Here is a 25,576-nt window from a genome sequence, read left to right as displayed (position 1 = left end):
TTGTTATTTTAAACTATCTAAGCAATTTAATTTCAAGTCTTCTTTTATTTTCACATTAAGGAAAAAGAAAGCTATCATGTAAAATGGAAACCCTAAAATCAAAAATACAAGATGAGGCGGTTTTCTTTTAATATGTTTATAGAACTTACTCATGTTAAGCATAGACTTAACATAATAGATGCCATATAACAATAGCATTGAAATACTAAGTTCAATAGATGCCGAAGCCAACGAGGGTAATTTGTTGTTTCTAAAAACAAAGAATAGAACCATCAAAACAGTGCCAATCCAAAATAATGTATTGGCAAAAATAGAATGTTCTCTATAATTTTTGGCTATTGTTTTGGAAGTATCAAAATCTGTATTTATGGATAGACCATTTTCTCTTAATTCAGAAATAGAAATCGTCCTTTTTTCTAAAACTTTCAGCGCTTCAAACCTTGTGTTTTCATCATGACCTAAGATTTCATAACGATTTATGACATCAATAAGTTCTTCATTTTTGTATGAAGATAGAAAGTTGTAATCAATACTTTCCTTTTCTTTAATCTTAAAAACCTTCTTTATTGGCTCTAGAATGTTACCAATGTCAAATAGACTTCTATCGGCAGTAGCACGTCTCGTTAAGAATACACCTAACGGTAGCATTACCAATGTTGAAAACCAGCTAGCTAAAATTGGACTGAAATTTCCGTTTTTTGCACTATTAGTAGCAAAAATGCCAATAAAATGATAGGTTAAAAATAAAAGTATAGCGATTACCATTGGGAGTCCAATACCGCCTTTCCTAATTAATGCACCAAGAGGAGCTCCAACAAAAAATAAAATAACACATGCAAAACCCAGTGCTAATTTTTCATGGAACGATATAATATGTCGTTTATAATTACTTTTAAAAGCCTTTGTTGTGGCTTCTTTGGAAGATATTATTTGATTCGTGCTGTTAAAAGAATTTAATGCAATGTTTACTATTTGTAATTTGCTTTTAGTTTCAAACAATTCTAGAATATCACTGCTATATAATGAATCTTGCACAATAAGTTTAACTTCTTCTTGTTCTGTATCATTTTCTTTTCCTGAAAAAAGCTTTTTTGCAAGTGTATTAATGTTAGATCTTTGGTAGAGTGTTGATGCAAAAGATTCATAATCCGTTTGGTGTTTAACTGAAAGGGAATCTATAGCTTTGTCTAAACCACTTAAATTAAGCATATTATATTTATCGGAATATGATTTTTCATCAATATCAACATCATTCAATTTTGACAAATCAATATTTATAATATACTTTTCAAAAGTACTTTTTGCAAATGGTTTCTTTTTACGTGCTGCAGACTTTTTAGGTAAAATATCATTATAATAATTACCGTCAAATAATATTAATTTCAGTACATTAGAACTTTCTTTCCCAACAAGTTCACCATTTTTCGCTTTTATTGTAGTGGCATTCGTTTTACCATCTCTTGCCTTGATATGAATAATAACATCGTGGAGATATTGACCGCGCTCACCACTTTTATCGGTAAACTTAATGTTGTAATTACCAACTGGATTGAACTGTCCTTTTGCCAAAAGCATTGCAGGTTTAAGCTTTGCAATATTTTTTCTTAGGTTGTAAGAGTTATATTCTGCCCAGGGAATAACATTATTAGAAAATAAAAATGTTGTAAAGCCCAGTATTACTATAAAAACGCTTAGTCCCGACATGGCTCGTTGTAAAGAAATTCCCGTCGATTTCATAGCGGCAAACTCATAATTTTCAGCAAAATTCCCAAATACCATAATGGATGCTAAGAGAATTGTGAGCGGAAGTACCAAAGGAATAAGCTTTGGCATCATATAGAATAAAAACTTGAATACAACACCTAAGTCTAGATCTTTTCCTGCAAGCTCTTTTATATAAAGCCAAATAGTCTGTAATACAAAAATCAGCATGAGAATTAAAAACACGCTGATAAAAGTTTTGAGATATGAGGTTAGTATGTAACGGTCTAGTATTTTCAATCTAGTTTATTGATGTAGTAATCACTGTATTTATTTGCATCAAAGGTAAATAAGGTTTTTGATAATGTTTCGTTCGTTTTGAAAGAATTAACGGTAAGGGTTGTTTTTGTTCCGTTTTTACCAATCTGAATCAAATTAAATATATGCTTTGTATTGGCATCAACACCTAAAAGAATATGTTTTATTTCTGAATTAGAATCTATAGGAATAAGTTTAACGTATTGAATTTTTCTTCCTTTTACATTTTGCTCAATATCTAAACTATATGAATAGCCATCTTCATAAAAAGACAGCATTTTACTTGGGGTAATGCTGTCATCTTCTTCATTGTCTGAAGAGATTGTCACTTCTTCATCTTCAGGACTAATATTATACATGGTTTGTCCGTCATAAATTCGTGTAACTCCTAATATGTTTAAAACATATTTATCACCTTGCATAACAACATCCCCACGAGTTTCTTGCTTGATGTTTTCAGCAATGTTTTCTAAAACATACTTAAAATCAATCGCAATATTATCGTAGCTTTTTACTTTTTCTGAAACTTCTTTTAATAATGCTTTCCCTTTATTAGTGTCTTGTGCGAAACTTCCAAAAGTTATGGTGATAATTAATATAGTAATAATTTTTTTCATTTTAGTTAAATTTCATTTTCTAAAAGATTGTCTAAAGCTGCTAAGTCGGTTACTAAAACTTGTCTTGCTTTACTGCCTTCGAAAGGTCCAACGATACCAGCAGCTTCCAATTGATCTATCAGTCGACCAGCTCTGTTGTATCCTAATTTTAATTTACGCTGCAATAAAGAAGCAGAACCTTGTTGAGCTGTAACGATAACAATAGCTGCGTCTTTAAACAATTTATCTCTATCTGAAATATCTATATCAAGACTTGTGCCACTTTCTTCGCCTACATACTCTGGTAATAGGTAAGCATCTGGGTAAGCTTTTTGCGATCCAATATAGTCTGTAATTTTTTCAACTTCGGGGGTATCAACAAAAGCACACTGCACTCTTATTACATCATTTCCTTGAGTAAATAACATATCTCCTCGACCAATTAATTGATCTGCTCCAGATCCATCAAGAATGGTTCGAGAATCAATTTTTGAAGTTACTCTAAATGCAATTCGAGCTGGGAAATTAGCTTTAATAATTCCGGTTATTACGTTTACAGAAGGACGCTGTGTGGCAATTATTAAATGAATACCAATGGCCCGTGCCAATTGGGCTAATCGAGCTATTGGAGTTTCAACTTCCTTGCCAGCAGTCATTATAAGGTCTGCAAACTCATCTACTACAAGAACAATGTAAGGTAAGAATTGATGTCCATCATTAGGGTTGAGTTTACGAGCTTTAAATTTAGCATTATATTCAGCAATGTTTCTACACATTGCATTTTTTAGAAGCTCATAGCGGTTGTCCATTTCTATACACAGAGAATTCAATGTGTTTATAACCTTAGTATTATCTGTAATTATAGCTTCTTCGCTGTCTGGTAATTTAGCTAAATAGTGACGCTCAATTTTATTAAATAGTGTTAACTCGACTTTTTTAGGATCAACTAAAATAAATTTTACTTCAGCAGGATGTTTTTTGTATAACAGTGATGTTAAAACAGCATTCAGGCCAACAGATTTACCTTGACCCGTAGCACCTGCCATTAGTAAGTGTGGCATTTTCGCTAGATCTACTACAAAGGTTTCATTACTAATTGTTTTACCAAGTGCAATGGGTAGTTGCATTTCTGACCCCTGGAATTTCTTTGATGAAATAACCGAACGCATAGACACAATTGTAGCGTTTTTATTTGGAACTTCAATACCTATTGTTCCTTTTCCAGGTATTGGAGCAATAATTCGAATACCTAGTGCAGAAAGCGAAAGCGCAATATCGTCTTCCAAGTTTTTAATCTTTGAAATTCTTACACCAGCTTCGGGAACTATTTCATATAACGTAACGGTTGGTCCTATGGTAGCTTTAATACTCGCAATACCAATCTTGTAGTTGCTAAGCGTCTCTACAATTTTATTCTTGTTTTCTTCTAATTCTTCTTGATTAATCGTAATGCCTTCTGTATCGTACTTCTTTAATAAATCAATAGGAGGGAACCGATAATTTCCTAATTCAAGCGTTGGGTCGTACAAGCCAAAATCTTCTACAAGTTTATTCGATAAATTGTCAGTTTCAGAGAGTTCGTCTTGTACAGTTTCAATTTTCATTTCAATCTCATCCTCTTCTTTATGTACCTCAACCTCAAGCTCTTTAGAAGGAATTGTCGCTTTTTTAGAAGTTGTAACTTTATATTCATCTTCTTCTTTAGGAATTTCAAAAGCGGTTTTAATAGCTTCTGCTTCTTCAGATAAATTATTGTCTATGGTTACAACAAATTCATCTTCAGAATCAGAATTAAATTCACTTTTAAAATCTGTTTTAGCCGATTTAAACAAGTTTATAAAACTTTGAGCATTTAGTTTGAATCTTATCGCTAAATAGGTAATTAGTCCAAAAAGTAATAATACAATAGTGCCAATTTTGCCAATGAAATCTTGAAGAAATGTATTCACTTCAAAACCAATAGTTCCACCGAGAATGTCATTTCTATCACCGAAGAAACCCAGCAAAGTTGATAACCAGATAACAATTAAAGTACCCCAAAACCAATGGATTCTTAATTTAGACTTGTTTATGTCCATCAATACATAAACCCCTGATAAAAATATAAGTCCTGAAAATATAAATGATGAAATTCCAAAACCACGTTGAATCAATAAGTCACTTAACCAAGCTCCTGTTTTGCTAAGCCAGTTCTCAGTTTTGGTTTCTCTAGATAAAAAATCTGAAATAGCACTTTGATCTGTTTTCCCAGTAAAAAGGAAAGAGATAAAAGCTATAAATAATAGAATTCCAAATAAAACCAAAAAACTTCCAAATATGAGCTTTTGCTGGCTATTTAACTTAAAACTTGGCATTTTAAGTTTTTTCTTTGGTGTTTTTTTAGTCTTGGTTTTTTTCTTTGCCATTAATGACATGTTGGTTTGAGCAAAAATACAAATTACTAACGTTTATCCTAAACGTATAGTATTTTAAAAAATCTTTGGAAGATAAATAATTAAGCCAATTATGCTCGCAAATAATGCCGCTATAAATACTGCTCCTGCTGAAATATCTTTTATGATGCCAATTTTGTTATGATGCTCTGGATGGATAAAATTAGCAATTTCCTCAATAGCAGTATTAATGCCCTCAATGCTCATAACTAAACCAATAGCTAATATTTGAATAATCCATTCACTAAACGATATATTAAAAAAGAATCCTGCTCCAGTTATAACTAATGCAATTACAAATTGAATTTTAATACTGGCTTCAGTTTTTAAAAGCAAAACAGCGCCTCTAAAGGCGAAACCAACACTCTTAATTCGATTAAAGAAGAAAGATTCTTTTTTAGGCATGATAAAAAATTATAGTGCGCTTAGAGCCGTTTCATAATTTGGTTCTTGACCAATTTCTGGAACTTGCTCTGTATAAATTACCGTTCCAGTATTATCTGCAATTATAACACTTCTAGAAAGTAGTGCGTCAAAAATGCCGTTAAGCATAATTAAACCATAATTTTTACCGAATTGCCCTGTTTTATAGTCAGATAACATTATAACATTTTCCAATCCTTCAGCTGCGCAAAATTGCTCTTGTGCAAATGGTAAGTCTCGAGAAATACATAATACTTTCGTGTTTTCTAATTTGCCTGCCGCCTTATTAAAATTTCTAACTGAAGCGGAGCAAACTCCTGTGTTGACACTTGGAAAAATGTTTAAAATTAAATTATGTCCCTTAAAATCTTCAAGAGTTTTAGTAGAAAGATCAATTGCAGTTAATTCAAAGTCTTGAAGTTGTGATCCAATTTCAGGAAGGTCACCAATAGTATCAACAGGATTTCCCCCTAAGGTTATTGTAGCCATTTTTTTTATTTTTAATTAAAGCTTAAAAGTAAGCATATATAAATTCTTAAAAAACGATATTTTTAAAAACATCTTTTCATTTCAGCAATCTATAACAGTTTTTATATTCAATAAGTTTTATCAATTAAAATATAATTTATTAAAATATTAAATTTTACAGTTTTGAGAAGTAATTAGTAACTTTAGAGGGTAACAAATTAAAACAATTTTATAAATGGGAAATAAAGATAATGGGGATATAAATAAGTGTCCTTTTATGAGTGGAGCTCAAAAGAAACCTGCTGGGGGAGGTACTTCCAATAGAGATTGGTGGCCAAATGAGTTAAAACTAAATATTTTACGCCAAAATGCATCAAAGAATGACCCAATGGGTAGTGATTTTAATTACGCTGAAGCATTTAATAGTATTGATTTTACTGCTTTAAAGCAGGACGTAATTGATGTTATGACGGATTCGCAAGATTGGTGGCCTGCTGATTATGGTCATTATGGTGGCTTCATGATTCGTATGGCTTGGCATAGTGCAGGGACCTACCGTGTTGGCGATGGCAGAGGTGGCGCTGGTACGGGAACACATCGATTTGCTCCATTGAATAGTTGGCCAGATAATGGGAATTTGGATAAAGCTCGTTTATTGTTATGGCCTATTAAAAAGAAATATGGCAATAAAATTTCTTGGGCAGATTTAATGATACTTGCTGGAAATTGTGCTCTTGAATCAATGGGATTCAAAACTTTTGGTTTTGCTGGTGGTCGTGAGGATGTATGGGAACCAGAACAAGATGTATATTGGGGTAGTGAAAATCAATGGTTAGGAAATGATGAACGCTATGACACAAGTGATGGTGACTTAGAGGGACATTTAGGTGCCGTACATATGGGATTAATTTATGTAAACCCAGAGGGACCAAATGGTGTACCAGACCCATTAAAGTCTGCTCATGATATTCGAATTACTTTTGGTAGAATGGCTATGAATGATGAAGAAACGGTAGCTCTAGTTGCGGGAGGTCATACATTTGGTAAAGCACATGGTGCAGCCGATCCAGAAAAATATGTTGGTGCTGAACCGCATGGAGCTTCAATAGAGGAAATGAGTACAGGATGGAAGAATACATTTGGATCTGGTGTTTTAGATGATACGATAACAAGTGGTTTAGAAGGACCCTGGACACCAAACCCAACACAATGGGATCATGATTATTTTGATGTATTGTTAAATTATGATTGGGAATTGACAAAGAGTCCAGCAGGTGCTCATCAGTGGACACCTACTTCTGCTTCAAATGCTAGAATGGCTCCTAAAGCTGGTGACGCTAATGGTAAACAAGCTTTAATGATGTCTACTGCAGATATGGCGTTGAAGAAAGATCCTGGATTTTTAGAAATATCTAAACACTTTCATAAGGATCATGCAGCATTTGAAGATGCCTTCGCAAGAGCATGGTTTAAATTGACCCATCGTGACATGGGACCTATTGATCGTTATTTAGGTCCGGAGGTACCAAATGAGGAGTTAATTTGGCAAGACCCAATACCGAAAGTTAATTATTCTTTGAGTGACAGTGACATCCAAACTTTAAAGAAAATGATATTAGCATCTGGTTTATCCATATCAGAAATGGTGAAAACAGCTTGGGCATCAGCTTCAACATTTAGGGGTTCAGATAAACGAGGTGGTGCTAATGGAGCTAGAATTCGATTAGAACCACAAAGAAGCTGGGAAATTAACAACCCTGAAGAACTAGATAAAGTTTTAAATGTTTTGGAAGGTATTCAAAATGAGTTTAGTGGATCGGTTTCTATGGGAGATTTGATCGTTCTTGCTGGAAATACTGGAGTAGAAGAGGCTGCAAGCAATGCGGGTTACCATGTAAACGTTCCTTTTTCACAAGGGCGAGGAGATGCAAGTCAAGAACATACCGATATAGATTCATTTAACCATTTAATGCCTTTGGCGGATGGATTTAGAAATTATATCAATCCTAAATTAGAAGTTGCTGCCGAAGATTTATTAGTAGATAAAGCTAATTTATTAACACTTTCTATTCCGGAAATGACTGTTCTTGTTGGTGGATTAAGAGTTTTAGGGGCTAATTTTGATGGTTCTAAACATGGTGTATTTACGGACAATGTTGGAAATCTAACAAACGAATTCTTTTCCAATCTTTTAGATTTTTCAATTACTTGGAAGGCTGTAAACTCTGAGGATAAGGAGTTCATTGGAAGAGACCGATTGACTGGAGCTATGAAATTTTCTGCAACCCGAGCTGATTTAATTTTTGGTTCTAATACAGAATTACGAGCTGTTTGTGAGGTCTATGGAGCGAATGATGGAGAGGAACGATTTATTAACGATTTTGTGGCTGCATGGGCTAAAGTAATGGACCTAGATAGATTTGATTTATCATAGTAAATATAAAATTGATATTATTAAAAAACCCAACTTTTTAAAGTTGGGTTTTTTAATTTTTATTCAATAGCTTTATTAATTCCCAGCAGATAAATTTTTCATTTCTTTTTCAATCATATCATAAAACTGATCGATTTTAGGAAGTACAACAATACGAGTACGTCTGTTTTTCGCTCTGTTTTCTGCAGTATCGTTATCAACTAATGGGACATATTCTGCTCGACCAGCAGCAATAAGTTGTTTTGGGTTTACACCTAGTTCTTGTAAAACTCTAATTATTGAAGTAGATCGCTTAACACTTAAATCCCAGTTGTCTAATAATGGTTCTTTTCTGTAAGACACATTATCTGTATGACCTTCAACCATGGCTTCAAAATCTGGTTTGCTATTAATTACTTTAGCAACTTTGGCTAAAATTTCTTGAGCTCTACTTGTTACGATATAGCTACCGCTTTTAAATAGTAATTTATCTGCAATCGAAATAAATACTACTCCTTTTTCGACATTTACTTCAATATCCGGATCGTTAATTCCAACTTCTCGTTTTAAACTTGTAACAAGTGCTAACGTCACACTGTCTTTCTTAGTAAGAGCATCTTGTAAACGTGTAATCTTTAAATCCTTTTCTTTGATACTTTCCAATGTTTTTTCAACATTACTAGCACCTTTTGCAGAAAGTATTTGAAGGTTATCATTACTCTTGCGTAAGTCTGCTACTTGCTCTTCTAAAGCCTTAGCTCTTGCCGTGGCTGAAGCTCTATCTTCTAAACAAGAATTTAATTTTACTGTTGCAGAGTTAAGTAAATCTTGTGTTTCTTTCTGTTTTTCTTCTAATGCAAGAAATTCTTTTTTAGAAACACATGAACTTAATAGCAATATTGACGATAAGCTGAGTAATAAAACTTTTTTCATAATTATTTTCGGATTAATATTTGTGTTTAAACTTCGACAAAAGTATATAAAAAACCGTTTATTGAAGCATTGTTAACAAAACTTTTACTAACTATTTATAAACTGACATAATCAGTTTTTTTCTTTAAGAAATATGCAACTGCAATAGACTTTATTTGATAATAATTAATCTTGTTTGTAAATTTTCGTCTTTGGTTTAGTAATCTTTTTAAATTCATGTAGAAGCTTAAATGTGCTTTAATGACTGCTAAGAAATGAATAAATTTTAACTCCAACAAAAATTTCATTCCTGCAAATCCGTCCAATATTAATCTTGAAATTATTGTGATAAGTATATTGCCATTGGCATTCTTTGTTAACATGAATAAGCTATTTCTAAAATTTAAATAAGTCTTTTTAGGATTACTTTCATTTAAAGTGGCACCACCAACATGAAAAACGTTAGATGACCCAACATAAGTTATTTCATACCCTAAGTTTTTTGCGCGCCAACAAAGATCGATTTCTTCCATGTGAGCAAAGAAGGTTTCGTCAAAACCGTCTAGCTCGTTAAAAACGGAACTTCTAATAAATAAACAAGCTCCCGAAGCCCAAAAAATATCTGTGGTATCATTATACTGTCCATTATCTTCCTCGAGCGTATTAAAAATTCTTCCTCTACAATACGGGTAACCATACTTATCTATAAAGCCACCTGCAGCTCCAGCATATTCAAAACAGTCTTTCTTATTAAAGTCTAAAATTTTTGGTTGAACAATTACAGTATCTTTATACTCTTCAAATGTTTTTAAAACGGGTTTTAACCAGTCTTTGGTGACTTGCACATCGCTATTTAATAAACAGCAAATATCTGTCTCAATATATTGTAAAGCATCATTATAACCTTTTGCATAACCACCATTAGACTTATTTCTTATAATTTTAATTGATGGATAATTTGTTTCTAGAAAAGTAATGGATTCGTCTGTGGAGTTATTATCCGCAACATAGATCGAAGCCTCTTTAGAGTATTCAATAACTGAAGGTAAAAATTGTTCTAATAAATTTTTACCATTCCAGTTTAATATGACTACGGCTACTTTCATTTTATATAAGCTGGAATATCTTTTAAAAACTGATAGCGTTCATTTTCATAATCCATTTGACAATAATAATGATTTATTCCATTGGTTATCATTAAATAATTAGCTCTTAATTTAGAGTTGTATCTAGCAATCTGGTCAAACACATTTTGATTTATCTCTATGCAAGGCGACTTGCATTCCACAATTAGATTAATGCTACCATCAGAATTATAAACAATAATGTCATAACGTTTGCGTAACGAATTAATAATTAATTCTTTTTCAACATTTATAAGTGATTTAGGGAATCTTTTTTCATAAATTAAATATTTAAGACAATGTTGACGCACCCATTCTTCAGGTTGAAGAATCACAAATTTTTTACGAATTTCATCAAAAATAGAAACTTTATTTTCGCTATTTTTGAATCGAAACTGATATGTAGGGAAATTAAGTTTTTGCACTACACAAATTTAGAATTATAATGTCACTTCGAGTGGTTTTCAATAGAAAATATTAAGAGTTTGTTCTTGATTTATTTTCTTTAAACAATTCAACTTTAACTCATATCGATATAAAATTTAGAACATTTGGATGAAGTAAAGCAATTAGTAATTGATATTAAAAACAGAAATTTAAAACCTATTTATTTCTTAATGGGTGAAGAATCTTACTACATCGATAAAATTTCTAGTTTTATTGAGGAAAATGTTTTATCTGAGGAAGAACGCGGATTTAATCAGATGGTTTTATATGGACGAGACGTAACGGTTGAAGATATTATTGGTAACGCTAAGCGTTACCCCATGATGGCCGAATATCAGGTTGTAATTGTAAAAGAAGCACAAGATCTCTCTCGTACTATTGAGAAATTGGCTTCGTACGCAAATAATCCTCAGCCTACGACTGTTTTAGTGATTAATTATAAGTATAAGAAAATTGATAAACGTAAGGGCCTATATAAATCTATAAAGAAAGTAGGGATTGTTTATGAAAGTAAAAAACTTTATGAAAATCAAGTTGCTGATTGGATTCGTCGAGTGTTGTCACCAAAAAAATATACCATTTCTCCAAAAGCGGCTCAAATGCTAGTTGAATTTTTAGGAACAGATTTAAGTAAGATTAATAATGAACTTGAAAAGCTTCAAATTATTTTGCCAGAGGGAAGTCAAATAACTCCTGAGTTAATTGAAGAAAATATTGGAATTAGTAAGGACTTTAATAATTTTGAGTTGCGCAAGGCTATTGGAGATAGAAATTCATTTAAGGCTTACCAAATAGTAAAGTATTTTTCTGAAAACCCAAAGGATAATCCTATGGTGGTTACGGTATCATTATTGTTTAATTTCTTTTCCCAATTACTTCACTTTCATGGACTATCAGATAAATCTCCAAGAAGCGTAGCTTCAGCGTTGAAGATTAATCCTTATTTTGTTAGTGAATACATTCAAGCTGCGAAAAACTATCCTATGCGGAAGGTTAGTAATGTAGTTTCTATCTTGCGTGAATTTGACGTAAAAGGGAAGGGAGTAGGCTCAAACTCTGCTTCTCAGGGTGATTTACTTAAGGAATTAATGGTTAAAATTTTAAATTAACATTTATGAATTTAAATATTCATGAAAGTTGGAAGCCTTTTTTAAAAGAAGAATTTTCAAAGCCTTATTTCGAGCAACTTGCAAATTTTGTTAAGTTGGAGTATGCCAAGAATAAATGTTTTCCGCCTGGAAAGCAGATTTTTAATGCTTTTAATACGTGTCCTTTTAACCAAGTAAAAGTCGTAATCATTGGTCAAGATCCTTATCATGGTTTTGGACAAGCCAATGGTTTATGTTTTTCAGTAAATCAAGGTGTTTCTCATCCACCCTCTTTAATCAATATATTTAAAGAAATTGAAAATGATTTGGGTATTCCTTATCCAAAGAGTGGAGATTTATTACGTTGGGCTAATCAAGGGGTATTATTGCTAAATGCAACCTTATCTGTAAGAGCACATGAAGCGGGCAGTCATCAGAAAAAGGGTTGGGAAACATTCACAGATTCGGTTATTCAAACTGTAAGTAAACAAAAAGAACATGTGATTTTTCTTTTATGGGGCGGAATTGCTAAAAAAAAAGCTAGACTTATTGATTCTTCAAAACATCAGATACTAGAATCTGGACATCCTTCTCCTTTAAGCGCTAATAGAGGCTTTTGGTTTGGTAACAAACATTTTAGCAAGACTAACTCCCTGTTGGAGCAAGCCTGTTTGGAACCAATTCGGTGGTAGATGGTTTAAAAACAATAGGTTTTTTAGTCTGTTTAAGAGGATTATTAGTTTTACTACAGCTAAATTTAAGAAGTATTAAATTAATAAAAACTAATCCAGTAAGACAAATAGTAATTGTTAATAACATAGGCATTTGGGATTAAAACATCGACAAAATACAATTTTATTAGACAAAGCGCAAATATTTGTAAAATAATTTCTAAATAAAGATAATTTACTATAAGCTTATATGATATACTCAGTTGTAAGTATTTTTGAACAATTGTGAATAATTCAATTCCAAGAGGTTTTTTTATATAAAATATAATTTAGAGGATCTTTATGGACCATAATCGAAATTGTCTTTAACTTAAAGTAGGCTTCACTCATGTAGATGTAACCATCATTACCAACACGCTCAGAATTTTTACCCCATGAATTTTTAACCTTATAAAACAGTACTCCGTTTTGGTCTTTTAAAAGTCCTGTAATATGCATTAAATGGTCGTCCGTAGTATTATAGTTTTCAAATTCTTGCTGCCTAAGTTCTTGCGTAATTGATTTTTCTTTCATGATTGTTTTTAAAGCCTCGGTACTTTCTAATTCATTTTCAGGTATCACGGCAATACCGTATTTAGATGAAAATGTTTTTTCACTTACATCACAGTCTAATTCTATTGAAAAACCATTTTTTAAAGCTGTATTAGTGATACTAACTAATTCATCTAATGGAACATTCAGGAATTTACCATTAGAAAAGTTATCTGGTATGTTTAATATAAATTCTGAGTGGTATGGAACATGATTGAAAGATGTAATAGAAATATAATCGTTAGGATTAATATTTGTAAATTCTAAAAAGGATAGTGGTGTATAATTAATGCCTTCATAATTAAACGCACTAACATTTTCGCCTAGGTGATTATTTAATATAGTTTCAATATCCTCCTTCCAATCAGTTTTATAATCTTTAGAGTCTGCAATATATTCATCTAATACTTTATTTAATTCGCTCACAAGCTCAGAGTGATTATGGTTTTCATTTTCATTTTTTAGTCCAGAATAAACGTCGTTTGGAACAAGGCCAAATTCTCTAATACTGTTTATCACATCGTGCGCTAAACCACCTTCGCTAAATTGTGTTTTGCCTTGGCGCATCACATAATTCCATGCCTTTTTAGGATATGTGTGCCTCACGTTATACATCTCGGATAGATCAATTTTTTTACCTGAAATACGCATAATTTCGCTTTCTAAAAATGAAGAGGCAGAGAAGCTCCAACAAGTCCCTGTTTTACCTTGACTAATGACATCTGTGGCTTCTAAGTCTATAACTGTTTCAAATTCATAGTGTTGAGAAAAACACAAAAATGTTAGCAAAAAGAAAAAAACTAGCGAAATATTATTTTTCATGGTAGACAAGCGTTTTAATGAAATAAAATTTATTTTTGACTAAAATAAGTATAATGGAGAAACCTAATTGGGTAACTGCTAAGGAATACCAAGATATTACCTATAAAAAGAGTGGAGGCGTAGCTCGTATAGCATTTAACAGACCAAATGTTAGAAATGCTTTTCGACCAAAAACAACGAGCGAATTATACGATGCATTTTATGATGCCAATGAAGATGTTAATATAGGCGTGGTTTTACTATCGGCTGAAGGCCCTTCAACTAAAGATGGAGTTTATTCATTTTGTAGTGGAGGCGATCAAAAAGCTAGAGGACATCAAGGGTATGTAGGAGAGGATGGTTATCACCGCTTAAATATACTTGAAGTGCAACGATTAATACGTTTTATGCCAAAGGCTGTCATAGCTGTGGTACCTGGATGGGCAGTTGGAGGAGGTCATAGTTTGCATGTTGTGTGCGATTTAACCCTTGCAAGTAAAGAGCATGCAATTTTTAAACAAACCGACGCAGATGTTACTAGCTTTGATGGTGGCTATGGTTCTGCTTATTTAGCGAAAATGGTTGGCCAGAAAAAAGCAAGAGAAATATTCTTCTTAGGCCGAAATTATTCTGCGCAAGAGGCCTTTGTAATGGGGATGGTAAATGCAGTTATACCTCATGATGAATTAGAAGATACTGCCTATGACTGGGCACAAGAAATATTAGCGAAGTCTCCAACCTCAATAAAAATGCTGAAGTTTGCCATGAATTTAACAGATGATGGTATGGTAGGACAGCAAGTCTTTGCTGGAGAAGCTACTAGACTTGCTTATATGACGGACGAAGCGATTGAGGGAAGAAATGCCTTTTTAGAGAAAAGAAAACCTAACTTTAATAAAAAGTGGATTCCTTAATATGAAGAATGTATTATTATGGATATCCACGATGCGGTTAAGAACTTTACCGTTATCTATTTCTGGAATTATACTGGCATCTTGTATCGCAAAATATGATGGTCATTTTGATTGGAAAGTTTTTGTTCTAGCTATATTAACAACTTTAAGTTTGCAGATACTTTCTAATTTAGCGAATGATTATGGAGATGGTGTTAATAAAACAGACAATGATGACCGTATAGGGCCAGAACGAGCTATACAAAGCGGTAAAATATCTCCTGAAGAGATGTTTAATGCTATTAGAATTAACATACTAATTTCAATTGTATTAGCATTTTTTCTTGTTTTTTCAGCTTTTGGTGTTAGACATTTTTACCTCACAGCATTATTTTTTGTACTAGGAATCGTTTCTATTATTGCAGCAATAAAATACACTATGGGTAACAATCCTTATGGATATCGTGCTTTAGGTGATGTTTTTGTGTTTATCTTTTTTGGCTTATTGAGTGTAATGGGATGCTATGTGCTTTATGCCAAGGAAATTAATCATGTGGTTTTTCTTCCAGCAATATCAATTGGACTTCTAAGTACAGGTGTTTTAAATTTGAATAATATGCGTGATATGAAATCTGATGAAAAAGTTAGAAAAGTAACTTTGGCGGTTAAGTTAGGGTTTAGGAAGGTGAAAATCTATCATGGGTTTTTAATTATTTCGGCTATAATTCTTTCGGCACTGTTTGGATTATTATATTATATATCTCCCTTAAGTTTAGTATTTATGATGGCTTATATTCCTTTAACCATTCATCTAATAAAAGTTTTTAGAATTAAAGAATTAAAGGATTTAGATCCGGAATTAAAGAAACTGGCCCTAACTACCTTTTTTATGTCTGTTTTAATGGGAGTAGGGTATTTAGTTTAATTTTTAATTTTAGAGTAAAACAAGTACCTTTCGAGTAAAAATAACATTATGAAAATCACATTTTATGGTCATGCCAGTTTAGGGATAGAAATAGGAGATTTTAACCTTTTGGTAGACCCATTTATTTCTCCAAATCCAAAGGCGTCTGCAATAGATATAAATACCTTAAAAGCAGATTATATTTTAGTTACACATGCGCATCAAGATCATATAGCAGATGTTGAAGCCATTTCTAAACGAACAGGAGCTACTGTTATTTCTAACTTCGAAATTGTGTCATACTATGAAAAGCTTGGTATTAAAGGACACCCAATGAACCATGGTGGACAATGGGAATTTGAATTCGGTTTAGTTAAATATGTTAATGCGATTCATACATCTTCTTTTCCAGATGGGAGTTATGGTGGACAACCAGGAGGATTTGTTTTAAATGCCAATGGTAAAACAATTTATATTGCAGGTGATACAGCACTAACCTACGATATGAAATTAATTCGTAAATCTTTCGATTTAGATTTGGCGATTTTACCTATTGGTGACAATTTTACTATGGGTGTAGACGATGCACTAATAGCAACTGGATTTTTAGATTGTGACAAGGTTTTAGGATATCACTATGATACTTTTGGCTACATTGAAATAGATAAATCAAAATCTATAGGTAAGTTTGATATAAATTTAAAAAAATTATTGCTTTTAGATATAGGTGAAAGTATTGAGGTATAAATGGTTAAAGCATCATATAAGAGATACATTCTTAATTTTAAACAAGCAAGTGGCACTTCCCGCGGTATTTTAGTAACAAAGGAAACTTATTTTCTCATTTTGAATGCTCCAGATAAGCAAGGAATAGGTGAATGTGGATTGTTTAGAGGACTTTCAATTGATGATAAACCAGATTACGAAGATAAATTAAATTGGGTATGCAATAATATTGATATTGGCTTAAATGCTTTATTAGTGCAGCTAGCAGAATATCCAAGTATACAATTTGGTATCGAAATGGCTTTCAAATCGTTAAAAAGCCAGAATGCATTCGAGTTATTTCCTTCAAAATTTACCAGAGGAGAAGACGCTATCCCTATTAATGGTTTAATTTGGATGGGAGAAGAATCTTTTATGAAGTTACAAATCAAAGAAAAGATTGAAGCAGGTTTCAACTGTATAAAAATGAAAATTGGAGCATTAGATTTTGGAACTGAAATAGGTCTTTTAAAAGCAATTAGAAAAGAATTTTGCTCAAAAGATATCGAATTACGGGTTGATGCGAACGGTGCGTTTTCATATGATGAAGCTTTAGAGAAGCTAAAGATACTTTCAGGTTTTGAACTGCATTCCGTTGAACAACCTATCAAACAAGGTCAAATTGACGAAATGGCGACTTTATGCAGTAAGACACCATTACCTATTGCATTAGATGAAGAATTAATAGGTGTTTTTTCTGTAACAAAAAAGAAAGAACTACTACAAACCATAAATCCGCAATATATTATTTTGAAGCCGAGTTTAGTGGGCGGATTTAGTGGAAGTGAAGAATGGATTGAATTGGCGGAAAGCGGAAAAATTCCTTGGTGGATAACGAGCGCTCTAGAAAGTAATATTGGCCTTAGTGCTATTGCTCAATTCACCTATAAAAAGGAAAGTAATATGACCCAAGGATTGGGAACAGGTAGTCTATTTACTAATAATTTTGTTTCGCCCTTAGAAGTTGAAAGTGGAACTTTAAAATATAATAGAACTAATAGTTGGAACATAGAAAAGTTGCAATGTTGAATAAATGTTGCATCAAATTATTAACAGTACTTAATTTAGGAAGAAAATGTATATAGCTCAAGCATTTAATATTTTACATGATTGGTGGCGTTATTTAGTGGGAGTTTTTATTGTTGTTATTGCCGTTATAATTGGTCAATTGCCTTTTACCGCTGCAGTTTTTTACCAAGCATACAAAAATGGTGATGGTTTAGTTGGATTAGATCAAACCAAAATGATGACACTTTTAGAGCCTAACTTAAATCTATTTTTAATGTTATTATCATTTGCTTTTGGGCTTTTAGGGCTTTTTTTAGTTGTGAAATATTTGCACAACCAATCAATAAGACATCTAACTACTACAAGAAAGCGCATTGATTGGAGTAGATTTTGGTTTGTGTTTATTCTTTGGGGGGTACTATCAAGTAGTTTAGTAATTGCCGATTATTTTTTAACTCCAGAAGATTATGTCTTCAACTTTAAATTAGTTCCGTTCCTAATTTTATGTCTAGTTGCGGTTTTATTGGTTCCATTACAAACTAGTTTTGAAGAATATTTATTTAGAGGTTATTTAATGCAGGGTATAGGGGTACTAGTTAAAAACCGATGGATTCCTTTAATCATAACCTCATTTGTTTTTGGTTTATTACATATAGCCAATCCAGAAGTTGATAAACTCGGTTATGTCATCATGGTTTACTACATCGGTACTGGATTGTTTTTAGGTATTATGACTTTAATGGATGAAGGTCTAGAATTAGCATTAGGTTTTCATGCTGCGAACAACTTATTTACGGCATTATTGGTTACTGCCGATTGGACAGCATTTCAGACCCATTCTATCTTTAAGGATATGAGTGACCCCGAGATGATGGGGCTTGGAGAAATTTTTGTTCCTGTATTCATTATTTTCCCAATATTGTTATTTATTTTGGCAAAGAAATATAAATGGACCAATTGGAAGGATAAGTTATTTGGTCCTGTTATAGAACCGCCTGAAGACGATTATAAAATTTTAGAAGATTAAGAAAGTATGATACCCAACTTTAAAAAAGTTCATAATAGATTTCAGTTAAATGGCCATCATTACTCTAGAGAAAACTTAATGGAAGTAGCATACAGCTACGTAAAAGAAGGTGAACCTTACCAACAAGAATTAGGTAACTTCTTGCTAGATTGGTTAGACGATAAAGATTTTGTGATGGTTCAGACGTCCGGTTCGACTGGAAAGCCAAAAAAAATAAAGATTAAAAAAATGGCAATGGTCTATTCTTCGATTGCAACAGGAGATTTTTTTAAATTAGAACCGGGGGATAAGGTATTGCACTGCTTACCATCAAATTTTATTGCGGGTAAAATGATGATTGTTCGAGCCATTGTTCTAGGCTTGGAACTTGATATGGTTGAACCATCTTTATTACCATACATCGACTATGATAAAAAATATCACTTTTGCGCATTTACTCCTATGCAGCTTAAAAATTTCGCAAAGTTTTTAAAGCAAATAAAAATTGTAATTGTTGGCGGTGGTAGAGTTTCTGATGAAATAATTGAACTGATAAAAGATAAGAAACCTCATGTTTATGAGACATTTGGTATGACCGAAACAGTTTCGCATATTGCAGTAAGAAAATTGAATAATTTATGTGATAGCGATTCTAATAATTATTTTCAGACTTTACCTGGAATTAAGGTTTCAACAGATAACCGAAGCTGCTTAATAATTGATGCTCCTAAAATTTCAAACCATAAGGTAGTTACAAACGACCTAGTCAAAATTCATTCAGAAACAAATTTTGAATGGATTGGCAGATACGATAACATCATTAATTCTGGAGGTGTAAAATTATATCCAGAGCAAATTGAAATGAAACTTAGAAGTAAAATAACTGAACAGTTTTTTATTTCATCCATACCAGACGATACACTTGGAGATAAGGTCGTTATGGTAGTAGAAACAGAAGAGAACAATATTAACTCAGATATCTTTGATGTTTTAGATAAATATGAAAAACCAAAAAAAGTTTATACTATTTCTAAATTTATAGAAACCACTTCAGGGAAAATTCATAGACAGAAAACTTTAGAGCAATTAGTTTAAATGCTACAAACAGGAGAACCAATAGCCAGTACAGCATCAGAGCGTTATATGTTAGTTTACATGATTGCTGTTTTGTTTATCGTTACGTCGTTGGTGGTTATTTTTTTTATTGTTTTTTTAAAGAGGAAGAATAAATTAATACTCGATAAAGTTAGACAGCAGCAAGCTTTTGAAGAAGAAATTGCTCGCGCACAAACCGAAACTCAAGAGCAAACCTTAAAAAATGTAGGTTGGGAATTGCATGATAATATCGGTCAGCTATTATCGTTTGCCAATATGCAGTTAAGCATATTGAAAATGCAAGTTGCTGATGACGTTAAGGAGAAATTTGAAGACACATCGGAAGCATTAAGTAATAGTTTAAAAGAAGTTAGGGCGCTTTCTAAGACTTTAAATAACGATGTTATTTTGAATATTGGTTTTGAAAAAGCTATCACCAATGAACTTAACCGACTAAAAAAATTAAAATTCACCATGGCCGACCTTTATATTACAGGTGAAGTTGTTCCATTTAAGAATAAAAAACATGAAATTATTCTATTTAGAATCCTTCAAGAGTTTTTATCGAATTCCGTCAAGTATTCCGAAGCTAATACTGTGAATATTACACTTGATTATGATACAAAAGACTTAACGATTACTGCTAAGGACGATGGTAAAGGTTTTGATGAAAGTAAAATTGAAAAAGGGTCGGGACTAATAAATATGAAAAGTAGGGCAACTTTAATAAACGCAGATTTTCATCTTAGTTCGGTAGTCAATGAAGGTGTTACACTTTCATTAAAATACCCAATTACTGGCTGATTACCCCAAGTATTTAAAAATTTTTTTCAGAAAATTTAATTTCCCTATATAAGGCGGATATCTAAAAGACGGGTCTATTTTAATTCCTCGATTCATTATAGATTTTAAATGGGTAAAAGTATCAAAACCGTGTTTGCCATGATATTTCCCCATGCCACTGGAGCCAACCCCTCCAAATGGAAGTTTAGGATTCCCGAAGTGAATTAATAAATCATTGATAACACCACCACCAAAACTGAATCTTTTAATGATACGTTCTGTAAAAGGTTTATCTCTAGAAAAAATATAAAGCGATAAGGGTTTTTCGTTATGATTTAAAATGACGTCAATATCATTTTCTGAATTATAAGTAAGAATGGGCAAGACAGGACCAAATATTTCTTCGTTCATAATGCTGTCGGATAATTTGGGATTGTCAACTAAAGTAGGTGCAATATAATTTTGAAGAATATCAACTTCACCTCCATAAACCACTTTGGAATCCTCTATTAAATGTATTAGACGCAATGTGTTTTCTTCATTAATTATTCTTGCTAGATCTTCAGAATCTTTAGGATTATTACCGTATCGTCGTTTAATTTCTCTTTTTAAGGCAGTTATAAGCTCCTTTTTCTTATTGCTTTTTACAATAACATAATCTGCTGCAATGCAGGTTTGACCAGCATTTAAAAATTTCCCCCATACCAATCTTCTAGCAACAAGTTTTAGATTAATGGTATCATCAATAATACATGGTGATTTACCTCCAAGTTCTAAGGTTATAGGTGTCAAGTTTTTTGCTGCTGCTTTTGCAACTATTTTACCCACTTTTGTACTACCTGTAAAGAAAATATAATCCCACCTATGGTTTAATAGTTGTTTAGACGTTTCGATACCACCCTGAAATGAAAAAGCAATACTTCTATCAAATACTTTGTTAACTATTCTCGTAATTATTTCAGAAGTATTTATGGTTAATTCACTAGGTTTTAAAACCACGGTGTTTCCTGCTGCTATGGCCATTATTAGCGGTTCCATAGCCAATAGGAAAGGGTAGTTCCATGGGGCGATTATCAAAATATGACCATAAGGCTCTTTATAAATGAAATCTTTTGAAGGAAAGGTTAGAAAAGAAGATTTTACGCGCTCTGGTTTAGCCCACTTTTTTAAATTTTTCAAAACCAAATTTAATTCAGAAATAACCAAACCCAATTCGCTTAAGTAGGTTTCAAACGAAGGCTTTTTAAAATCTTTGTTTAAGGCGTCATAAATAGCTTGTTCATTCTCAAGAATTTCTGCTTTTAGTTTTTTTAAAAGACTTAATCTTGATATAATATCATTAGTCTTTTGAGTTTTAAAAGCTTCTCGCTGAAACTTAATTATGTCATTTATTTTATTCAATTCGATAGGATACAATTATTTTAAGCAAGCCATCCAAACAGCATCGTTTGGAAGTGGCGCTTGAATTGAAATAGGTTCTTTTTTAACAGGGTGAACAAATTCAATAAATCTGGCATGTAAATGAATACTAGCATCTTTATTACTACGGTCAAAACCATATTTTAAGTCACCTTTAATAGGTAATCCAACAGAGGATAATTGGGATCTAATCTGGTGATGTCTTCCTGTCTCCAAATTTATTTCTAAAAAGAAATAATTTTCTAACTTTTTGAGAAGTTTGTAATGTAAAATAGCCTTTTTACTTTCTTTTACTTCTTTTAAATGGGTATATGACTTATTGTTTTTTGGGTTCTTTTTAAGCCAGTGCACTAAAGTGTCCTCATTTTTGTGTGGTTGGTTTTTAACCACTGCCCAATACGTTTTTTTTATTTCTTTGGATAAGAATAATTTATTCAATCTTGGCAGTACTTTACTCGTTTTAGCAAAAATTACAATTCCGGATGTTGGTCTGTCTAATCTATGTACTGTTCCAAGATAAACATTACCAGGTTTGTTGTATTTATCTTTAATATATTCTTTTACAATATCACTTAAAGGCTTATCTCCAGTTTTATCACCTTGAACAATATCACCTGCACGTTTGTTTACTATTATGATGTGATTATCTTCGTATAAAACTTGAAGGTTCTGCTTATTCGAAAGTATTTTATTGGCCAATTTTTAAAAAATAAAATTGAGTTGGATCAATTATCACCTAGTACTGTTCACTTTCATTAGGGAAATCTTGCGACTTTACGTCATCAACATATTGTGATATAGCATTAGTCATTTCTTCATATAGACTTAAATAACGTCTTAAGAATCGTGGGTTAAATTCGTGTGTCATTCCTAACATATCATGAAGAACCAGAACTTGACCATCTACTCCGTTACCAGCGCCAATACCTATAATTGGAATACTTACACTTTCAGCAACCTGTTTTGCAAGTTTAGCAGGGATTTTTTCAAGAACTATTGCAAAGCATCCTATACGCTCCAACATTTTAGCATCTTCAATTAAGTCTTTAGCTTCTTGCTCTTCTTTCGCACGAACGGTATAAGTTCCAAATTTGTAAATTGATTGAGGTGTTAGACCCAAGTGTCCCATCACGGGGATACCAGCATTTAAAATTCGTTTTATAGATTCCTTAATTTCCCTTCCGCCTTCTAGTTTAACCGAATGTGCACCACTTTCTTTCATAATTCTAATTGCAGAGCGCAAAGCTTCTTTAGGGTCACTTTGGTAACTTCCAAAAGGCAAGTCTACAACAATTAAAGCCCTATAGACTGCACGAACTACTGAAGATGCATGATAAATCATTTGGTCCAATGTTATGGGTAAGGTTGTTTCATGACCAGCCATAACATTACTGGCAGAATCACCAACTAAAATAACATCTGTACCAGCACCATCTACAATTTTTGCCATGGTATAATCGTATGCTGTTAGCATAGATATTTTTTCGCCATTGGCTTTCATGTCCACCAAACTTTTTACAGTAACTCGTTTATATTCTTTTTTAGAAACAGACATTTAAATAAGTTTATATGTGATAGGTTGTAAAAGTAATAAATTAAAAAGTATAGTGTTAAACTTTTCTTTAAGCCACAGTTCTATTGAATGATATAGTATAAATTAGTTCAAAATATAATTTATTATGACTCGCGTAATAGCATTTTTGGTTTTATTAATAACAACTACAATTGAAGCACAAATGGATGAACAAATTAAAGTAAAAGCTGCTGTTGATACTTTTTTTGAAGGTTTTCATAAAGGAGATACAGCATTAATGAAAACTGTAATGATGGATAAAATCCTCATGCAAACTGCCTATAAAAGTAAAGAAGGAAAAGATGTTTTAATCACCGACGAACCTACTAAATTAATTGAAGCTATTGCTAACAGACCGGATAATCAAAAATGGGATGAACGTTTGTTAGATTATAGTATCCAGATTGATGGCAATATGGCAAATGCTTGGACACCATACGAATTTTGGTTTAATGATAATTTTAGCCACTGTGGCGTTAATTCCTTTCAGTTGTTTAAAGATGGAGACCAATGGAAAATCATTTATTTAATTGATACCCGAAGAAAATCTTCATGCAATGCGGAGTAGTTAACAATCTGTTAGATGAACACCTACGGCTAAACCACCTTCACTGGTTTCTTTGTATTTAGTACTCATATCCTGCGCCGTTTCCCACATTGTTGAAACCACCTTATCCAATGGTACTTTAACATGTTCTGGATTGGTGTCTAAAGCTAGTTCTGCAGCATTAATAGCTTTAATAGCCCCCATGGCATTACGTTCAATACAAGGTATTTGAACTAAGCCTCCAATAGGGTCACACGTAAGTCCTAAATGGTGTTCCATTGCAATTTCAGCAGCCACCAAAACCTGTTCAGGTGATCCGCCCAATAATTCACATAACGCACCTGCGGCCATGGCAGCAGACACGCCTATTTCGGCTTGACAACCTCCCATAGCTGCGCTTATAGTAGCTCCTTTTTTAAAGATACTTCCAATTTCGCCAGCAACTAATAAAAATCGTTTAATATCTTCAAAATTGCCATCATGGTTTTCAATAACTAAGTAATACATTAAAACAGAAGGAATAACACCAGCACTTCCATTAGTAGGTGCCGTTACGACACGTCCTAAAGACGCATTTACTTCATTTACTGCAAGTGCAAAGCAGCTAACCCATTTTATAATCTGTCTAAATTTAACTTCAGTATTTCTAATGGCATAGATCCATTCTAAACGATTATTATAAGAATTATCACCTTGCAAAGACTTATGCAAATCAAACGCACGACGTCGAACATTCAAACCTCCTGGTAAATTACCTTCAGTATGGCAGCCTGTGTACATACACTCCAACATAGTGTCCCAAATCCGTTTTAATTCAAAATCGATATCATTTTCAGAACGAATGGATTTTTCATTTTCTAAAACCACATCAGAAATGGGTTTGTTTAGTATTTTACAGAATTGGAGTAATTCGGTTCCCTTTTCAATCGGATAGGGAAAAGAGCATTTAATTTCGAAATTTCTTTTGGAGTTTTTTAATTCTTCCTTTACTACGAAACCGCCACCAATGGAATAATAGAAAGATTTAGATTTTCTACCATTAATGGTTGCAGAAAATCGCATGCCATTTGAATGAAATGGTAGAAACTTTCTATTGAAAATAATTTGAGTTGTTGAATCAAATGGGAGGTTTTTCTCGTTGTTAAAATTTAATTCTTTTTTTGTTTTTATTGAAGACACAACAGTTTTAATGTCGTTAGTTGGAATAGACTCAGGATCGCAACCGCTTAATCCAAGCATAACCGCATAGTCTGTGGCATGCCCTTTACCAGTAAGGGATAATGAACCATATAAATCTACTGTAATAGATTCAACCTTATCAAATTTACCAGATTGTTTTAATTCCTTTATCCAACGTTCTGCAGCCCGCCAAGGGCCGAGCGTATGTGAGCTTGAAGGACCAACCCCAATTTTAAGCATATCGAAAACGGAGATACATTCCATAATTACGCAAACGTTATAGTTGAGCAAATATAGATTGTTTTTTTATGCATACAAAGTTGCCATTGGAAAGAAAATAGCTTTCATAATAGTTTGTTATGGTACATGTTGTTATTAAAATGTGACACTGTGTCATACTTTATGCATTGGCATAATGA

Annotated in this window: 24 protein-coding genes; 11 read left to right on the top strand and 13 right to left on the bottom strand. The window is 32.7% G+C overall.

What is annotated here, in order from left to right; all coding sequences use genetic code 11:
• Positions 1–3: 3 nt before the first annotated feature.
• The 5 genes from FEF17_RS12800 to tpx form a co-directional block, all read right to left on the bottom strand.
• On the bottom strand, positions 4–2,001 hold the full coding sequence (locus FEF17_RS12800; RefSeq protein ID WP_139002812.1) for an LptF/LptG family permease: 1,998 nt from the start codon (positions 1,999–2,001) through the stop codon (positions 4–6).
• Positions 1,998–2,636, bottom strand: coding sequence for an outer membrane lipoprotein periplasmic chaperone LolA1 (lolA1, locus tag FEF17_RS12795; protein ID WP_139002811.1), 639 nt, complete (start codon positions 2,634–2,636; stop codon positions 1,998–2,000). The genes FEF17_RS12800 and lolA1 overlap by 4 nt, the downstream gene beginning before the upstream one ends.
• Positions 2,637–2,641: 5 nt before the next feature.
• Complete coding sequence (locus tag FEF17_RS12790) at positions 2,642–5,020, bottom strand: DNA translocase FtsK (protein WP_139002810.1); 2,379 nt, start codon at positions 5,018–5,020, stop codon at positions 2,642–2,644.
• Between the two features lie 63 nt (positions 5,021–5,083).
• The gene (locus tag FEF17_RS12785) at positions 5,084–5,452 is read right to left on the bottom strand and encodes a diacylglycerol kinase (protein WP_139002809.1); all 369 of its coding nucleotides are present in this window, start codon (positions 5,450–5,452) and stop codon (positions 5,084–5,086) included.
• Positions 5,453–5,461: 9 nt separating this feature from the next.
• Positions 5,462–5,959: a thiol peroxidase gene (gene tpx / locus FEF17_RS12780; RefSeq protein WP_139002808.1), complete on the bottom strand. Its 498-nt coding sequence runs from the start codon at positions 5,957–5,959 to the stop codon at positions 5,462–5,464.
• Between the two features lie 214 nt (positions 5,960–6,173).
• Here tpx and katG point away from each other — a divergent pair, with 214 nt between their 5' ends.
• Positions 6,174–8,372: a catalase/peroxidase HPI gene (gene katG, locus FEF17_RS12775; protein WP_139002807.1), complete on the top strand. Its 2,199-nt coding sequence runs from the start codon at positions 6,174–6,176 to the stop codon at positions 8,370–8,372.
• A 75-nt stretch (positions 8,373–8,447) separates the two neighbouring features.
• On the opposite strand, the gene FEF17_RS12770 is transcribed toward katG, so the two are convergent.
• From FEF17_RS12770 to FEF17_RS12760, 3 genes are all read right to left on the bottom strand, one after another.
• On the bottom strand, positions 8,448–9,284 hold the full coding sequence (locus tag FEF17_RS12770; RefSeq protein WP_139002806.1) for an OmpA/MotB family protein: 837 nt from the start codon (positions 9,282–9,284) through the stop codon (positions 8,448–8,450).
• A 95-nt stretch (positions 9,285–9,379) separates the two neighbouring features.
• Entirely contained in the window at positions 9,380–10,369 is a 990-nt protein-coding gene (locus FEF17_RS12765; protein WP_139002805.1) for a glycosyltransferase family 2 protein, read from the bottom strand.
• Complete coding sequence (locus FEF17_RS12760) at positions 10,366–10,812, bottom strand: type I restriction enzyme HsdR N-terminal domain-containing protein (protein WP_139002804.1); 447 nt, start codon at positions 10,810–10,812, stop codon at positions 10,366–10,368. The genes FEF17_RS12765 and FEF17_RS12760 overlap by 4 nt, the downstream gene beginning before the upstream one ends.
• Before the next feature lie 126 nt (positions 10,813–10,938).
• Between FEF17_RS12760 and holA the strand changes: the two genes are divergently transcribed.
• Positions 10,939–11,943 carry a DNA polymerase III subunit delta gene (holA, locus tag FEF17_RS12755; protein ID WP_139002803.1) on the top strand — a complete coding sequence of 335 codons (1,005 nt, stop codon included), beginning with the start codon at positions 10,939–10,941 and terminating at the stop codon, positions 11,941–11,943.
• Between the two features lie 5 nt (positions 11,944–11,948).
• The gene (gene ung, locus FEF17_RS12750) at positions 11,949–12,614 is read left to right on the top strand and encodes a uracil-DNA glycosylase (protein WP_139002802.1); all 666 of its coding nucleotides are present in this window, start codon (positions 11,949–11,951) and stop codon (positions 12,612–12,614) included.
• 273 nt (positions 12,615–12,887) lie between these two features.
• Here the strand turns inward: ung and FEF17_RS12745 are convergent, their stop codons facing one another.
• The gene (locus FEF17_RS12745) at positions 12,888–14,006 is read right to left on the bottom strand and encodes a C1 family peptidase (protein WP_139002801.1); all 1,119 of its coding nucleotides are present in this window, start codon (positions 14,004–14,006) and stop codon (positions 12,888–12,890) included.
• Positions 14,007–14,059: 53 nt separating this feature from the next.
• Between FEF17_RS12745 and FEF17_RS12740 the strand changes: the two genes are divergently transcribed.
• The 7 genes from FEF17_RS12740 to FEF17_RS12710 are packed head-to-tail and all read left to right on the top strand — an operon-like array spanning position 14,060 to position 20,460.
• On the top strand, positions 14,060–14,899 hold the full coding sequence (locus FEF17_RS12740; protein WP_139002800.1) for a 1,4-dihydroxy-2-naphthoyl-CoA synthase: 840 nt from the start codon (positions 14,060–14,062) through the stop codon (positions 14,897–14,899).
• 1 nt (position 14,900) lies between these two features.
• Positions 14,901–15,803 carry a 1,4-dihydroxy-2-naphthoate octaprenyltransferase gene (gene menA / locus FEF17_RS12735; RefSeq protein WP_139002799.1) on the top strand — a complete coding sequence of 301 codons (903 nt, stop codon included), beginning with the start codon at positions 14,901–14,903 and terminating at the stop codon, positions 15,801–15,803.
• A 48-nt stretch (positions 15,804–15,851) separates the two neighbouring features.
• The gene (locus FEF17_RS12730) at positions 15,852–16,529 is read left to right on the top strand and encodes a metal-dependent hydrolase (RefSeq protein WP_139002798.1); all 678 of its coding nucleotides are present in this window, start codon (positions 15,852–15,854) and stop codon (positions 16,527–16,529) included.
• Complete coding sequence (locus tag FEF17_RS12725) at positions 16,530–17,576, top strand: o-succinylbenzoate synthase (protein WP_139002797.1); 1,047 nt, start codon at positions 16,530–16,532, stop codon at positions 17,574–17,576.
• Positions 17,577–17,622: 46 nt separating this feature from the next.
• Entirely contained in the window at positions 17,623–18,582 is a 960-nt protein-coding gene (locus tag FEF17_RS12720; protein WP_139002796.1) for a CPBP family intramembrane glutamic endopeptidase, read from the top strand.
• A gap of 6 nt (positions 18,583–18,588) precedes the next feature.
• Positions 18,589–19,656, top strand: a complete 1,068-nt coding sequence (locus FEF17_RS12715) for an AMP-binding protein (RefSeq protein ID WP_139002795.1) — start codon at positions 18,589–18,591, stop codon at positions 19,654–19,656.
• Positions 19,657–20,460, top strand: coding sequence for a sensor histidine kinase (locus FEF17_RS12710; RefSeq protein WP_139002794.1), 804 nt, complete (start codon positions 19,657–19,659; stop codon positions 20,458–20,460).
• Here FEF17_RS12710 and FEF17_RS12705 read toward each other — a convergent pair whose 3' ends face one another.
• The 3 genes from FEF17_RS12705 to panB are packed head-to-tail and all read right to left on the bottom strand — an operon-like array spanning position 20,461 to position 23,413.
• A complete protein-coding gene (locus FEF17_RS12705; RefSeq protein ID WP_139002793.1) occupies positions 20,461–21,840 on the bottom strand; it encodes an aldehyde dehydrogenase in 1,380 nt (459 codons plus the stop codon). It lies immediately after the preceding gene.
• 15 nt (positions 21,841–21,855) lie between these two features.
• Positions 21,856–22,557: an RluA family pseudouridine synthase gene (locus FEF17_RS12700; protein ID WP_139002792.1), complete on the bottom strand. Its 702-nt coding sequence runs from the start codon at positions 22,555–22,557 to the stop codon at positions 21,856–21,858.
• Positions 22,558–22,594: 37 nt separating this feature from the next.
• Entirely contained in the window at positions 22,595–23,413 is an 819-nt protein-coding gene (gene panB, locus FEF17_RS12695) for a 3-methyl-2-oxobutanoate hydroxymethyltransferase (RefSeq protein WP_139002791.1), read from the bottom strand.
• Positions 23,414–23,537: 124 nt separating this feature from the next.
• On the opposite strand from panB, the gene FEF17_RS12690 reads away from it, so the two are divergent.
• Entirely contained in the window at positions 23,538–23,999 is a 462-nt protein-coding gene (locus FEF17_RS12690) for a nuclear transport factor 2 family protein (RefSeq protein ID WP_139002790.1), read from the top strand.
• Here FEF17_RS12690 and FEF17_RS12685 read toward each other — a convergent pair whose 3' ends face one another.
• Positions 24,000–25,421 carry an L-serine ammonia-lyase gene (locus FEF17_RS12685; protein WP_139002789.1) on the bottom strand — a complete coding sequence of 474 codons (1,422 nt, stop codon included), beginning with the start codon at positions 25,419–25,421 and terminating at the stop codon, positions 24,000–24,002.
• Positions 25,422–25,576 lie beyond the last annotated feature (155 nt).

It is taken from the genome of Hyunsoonleella aestuarii (genome assembly GCF_006148925.1).
Classification (GTDB): domain Bacteria; phylum Bacteroidota; class Bacteroidia; order Flavobacteriales; family Flavobacteriaceae; genus Algibacter_D; species Algibacter_D aestuarii.
This window is presented reverse-complemented; position numbering and strand designations above follow the sequence as displayed.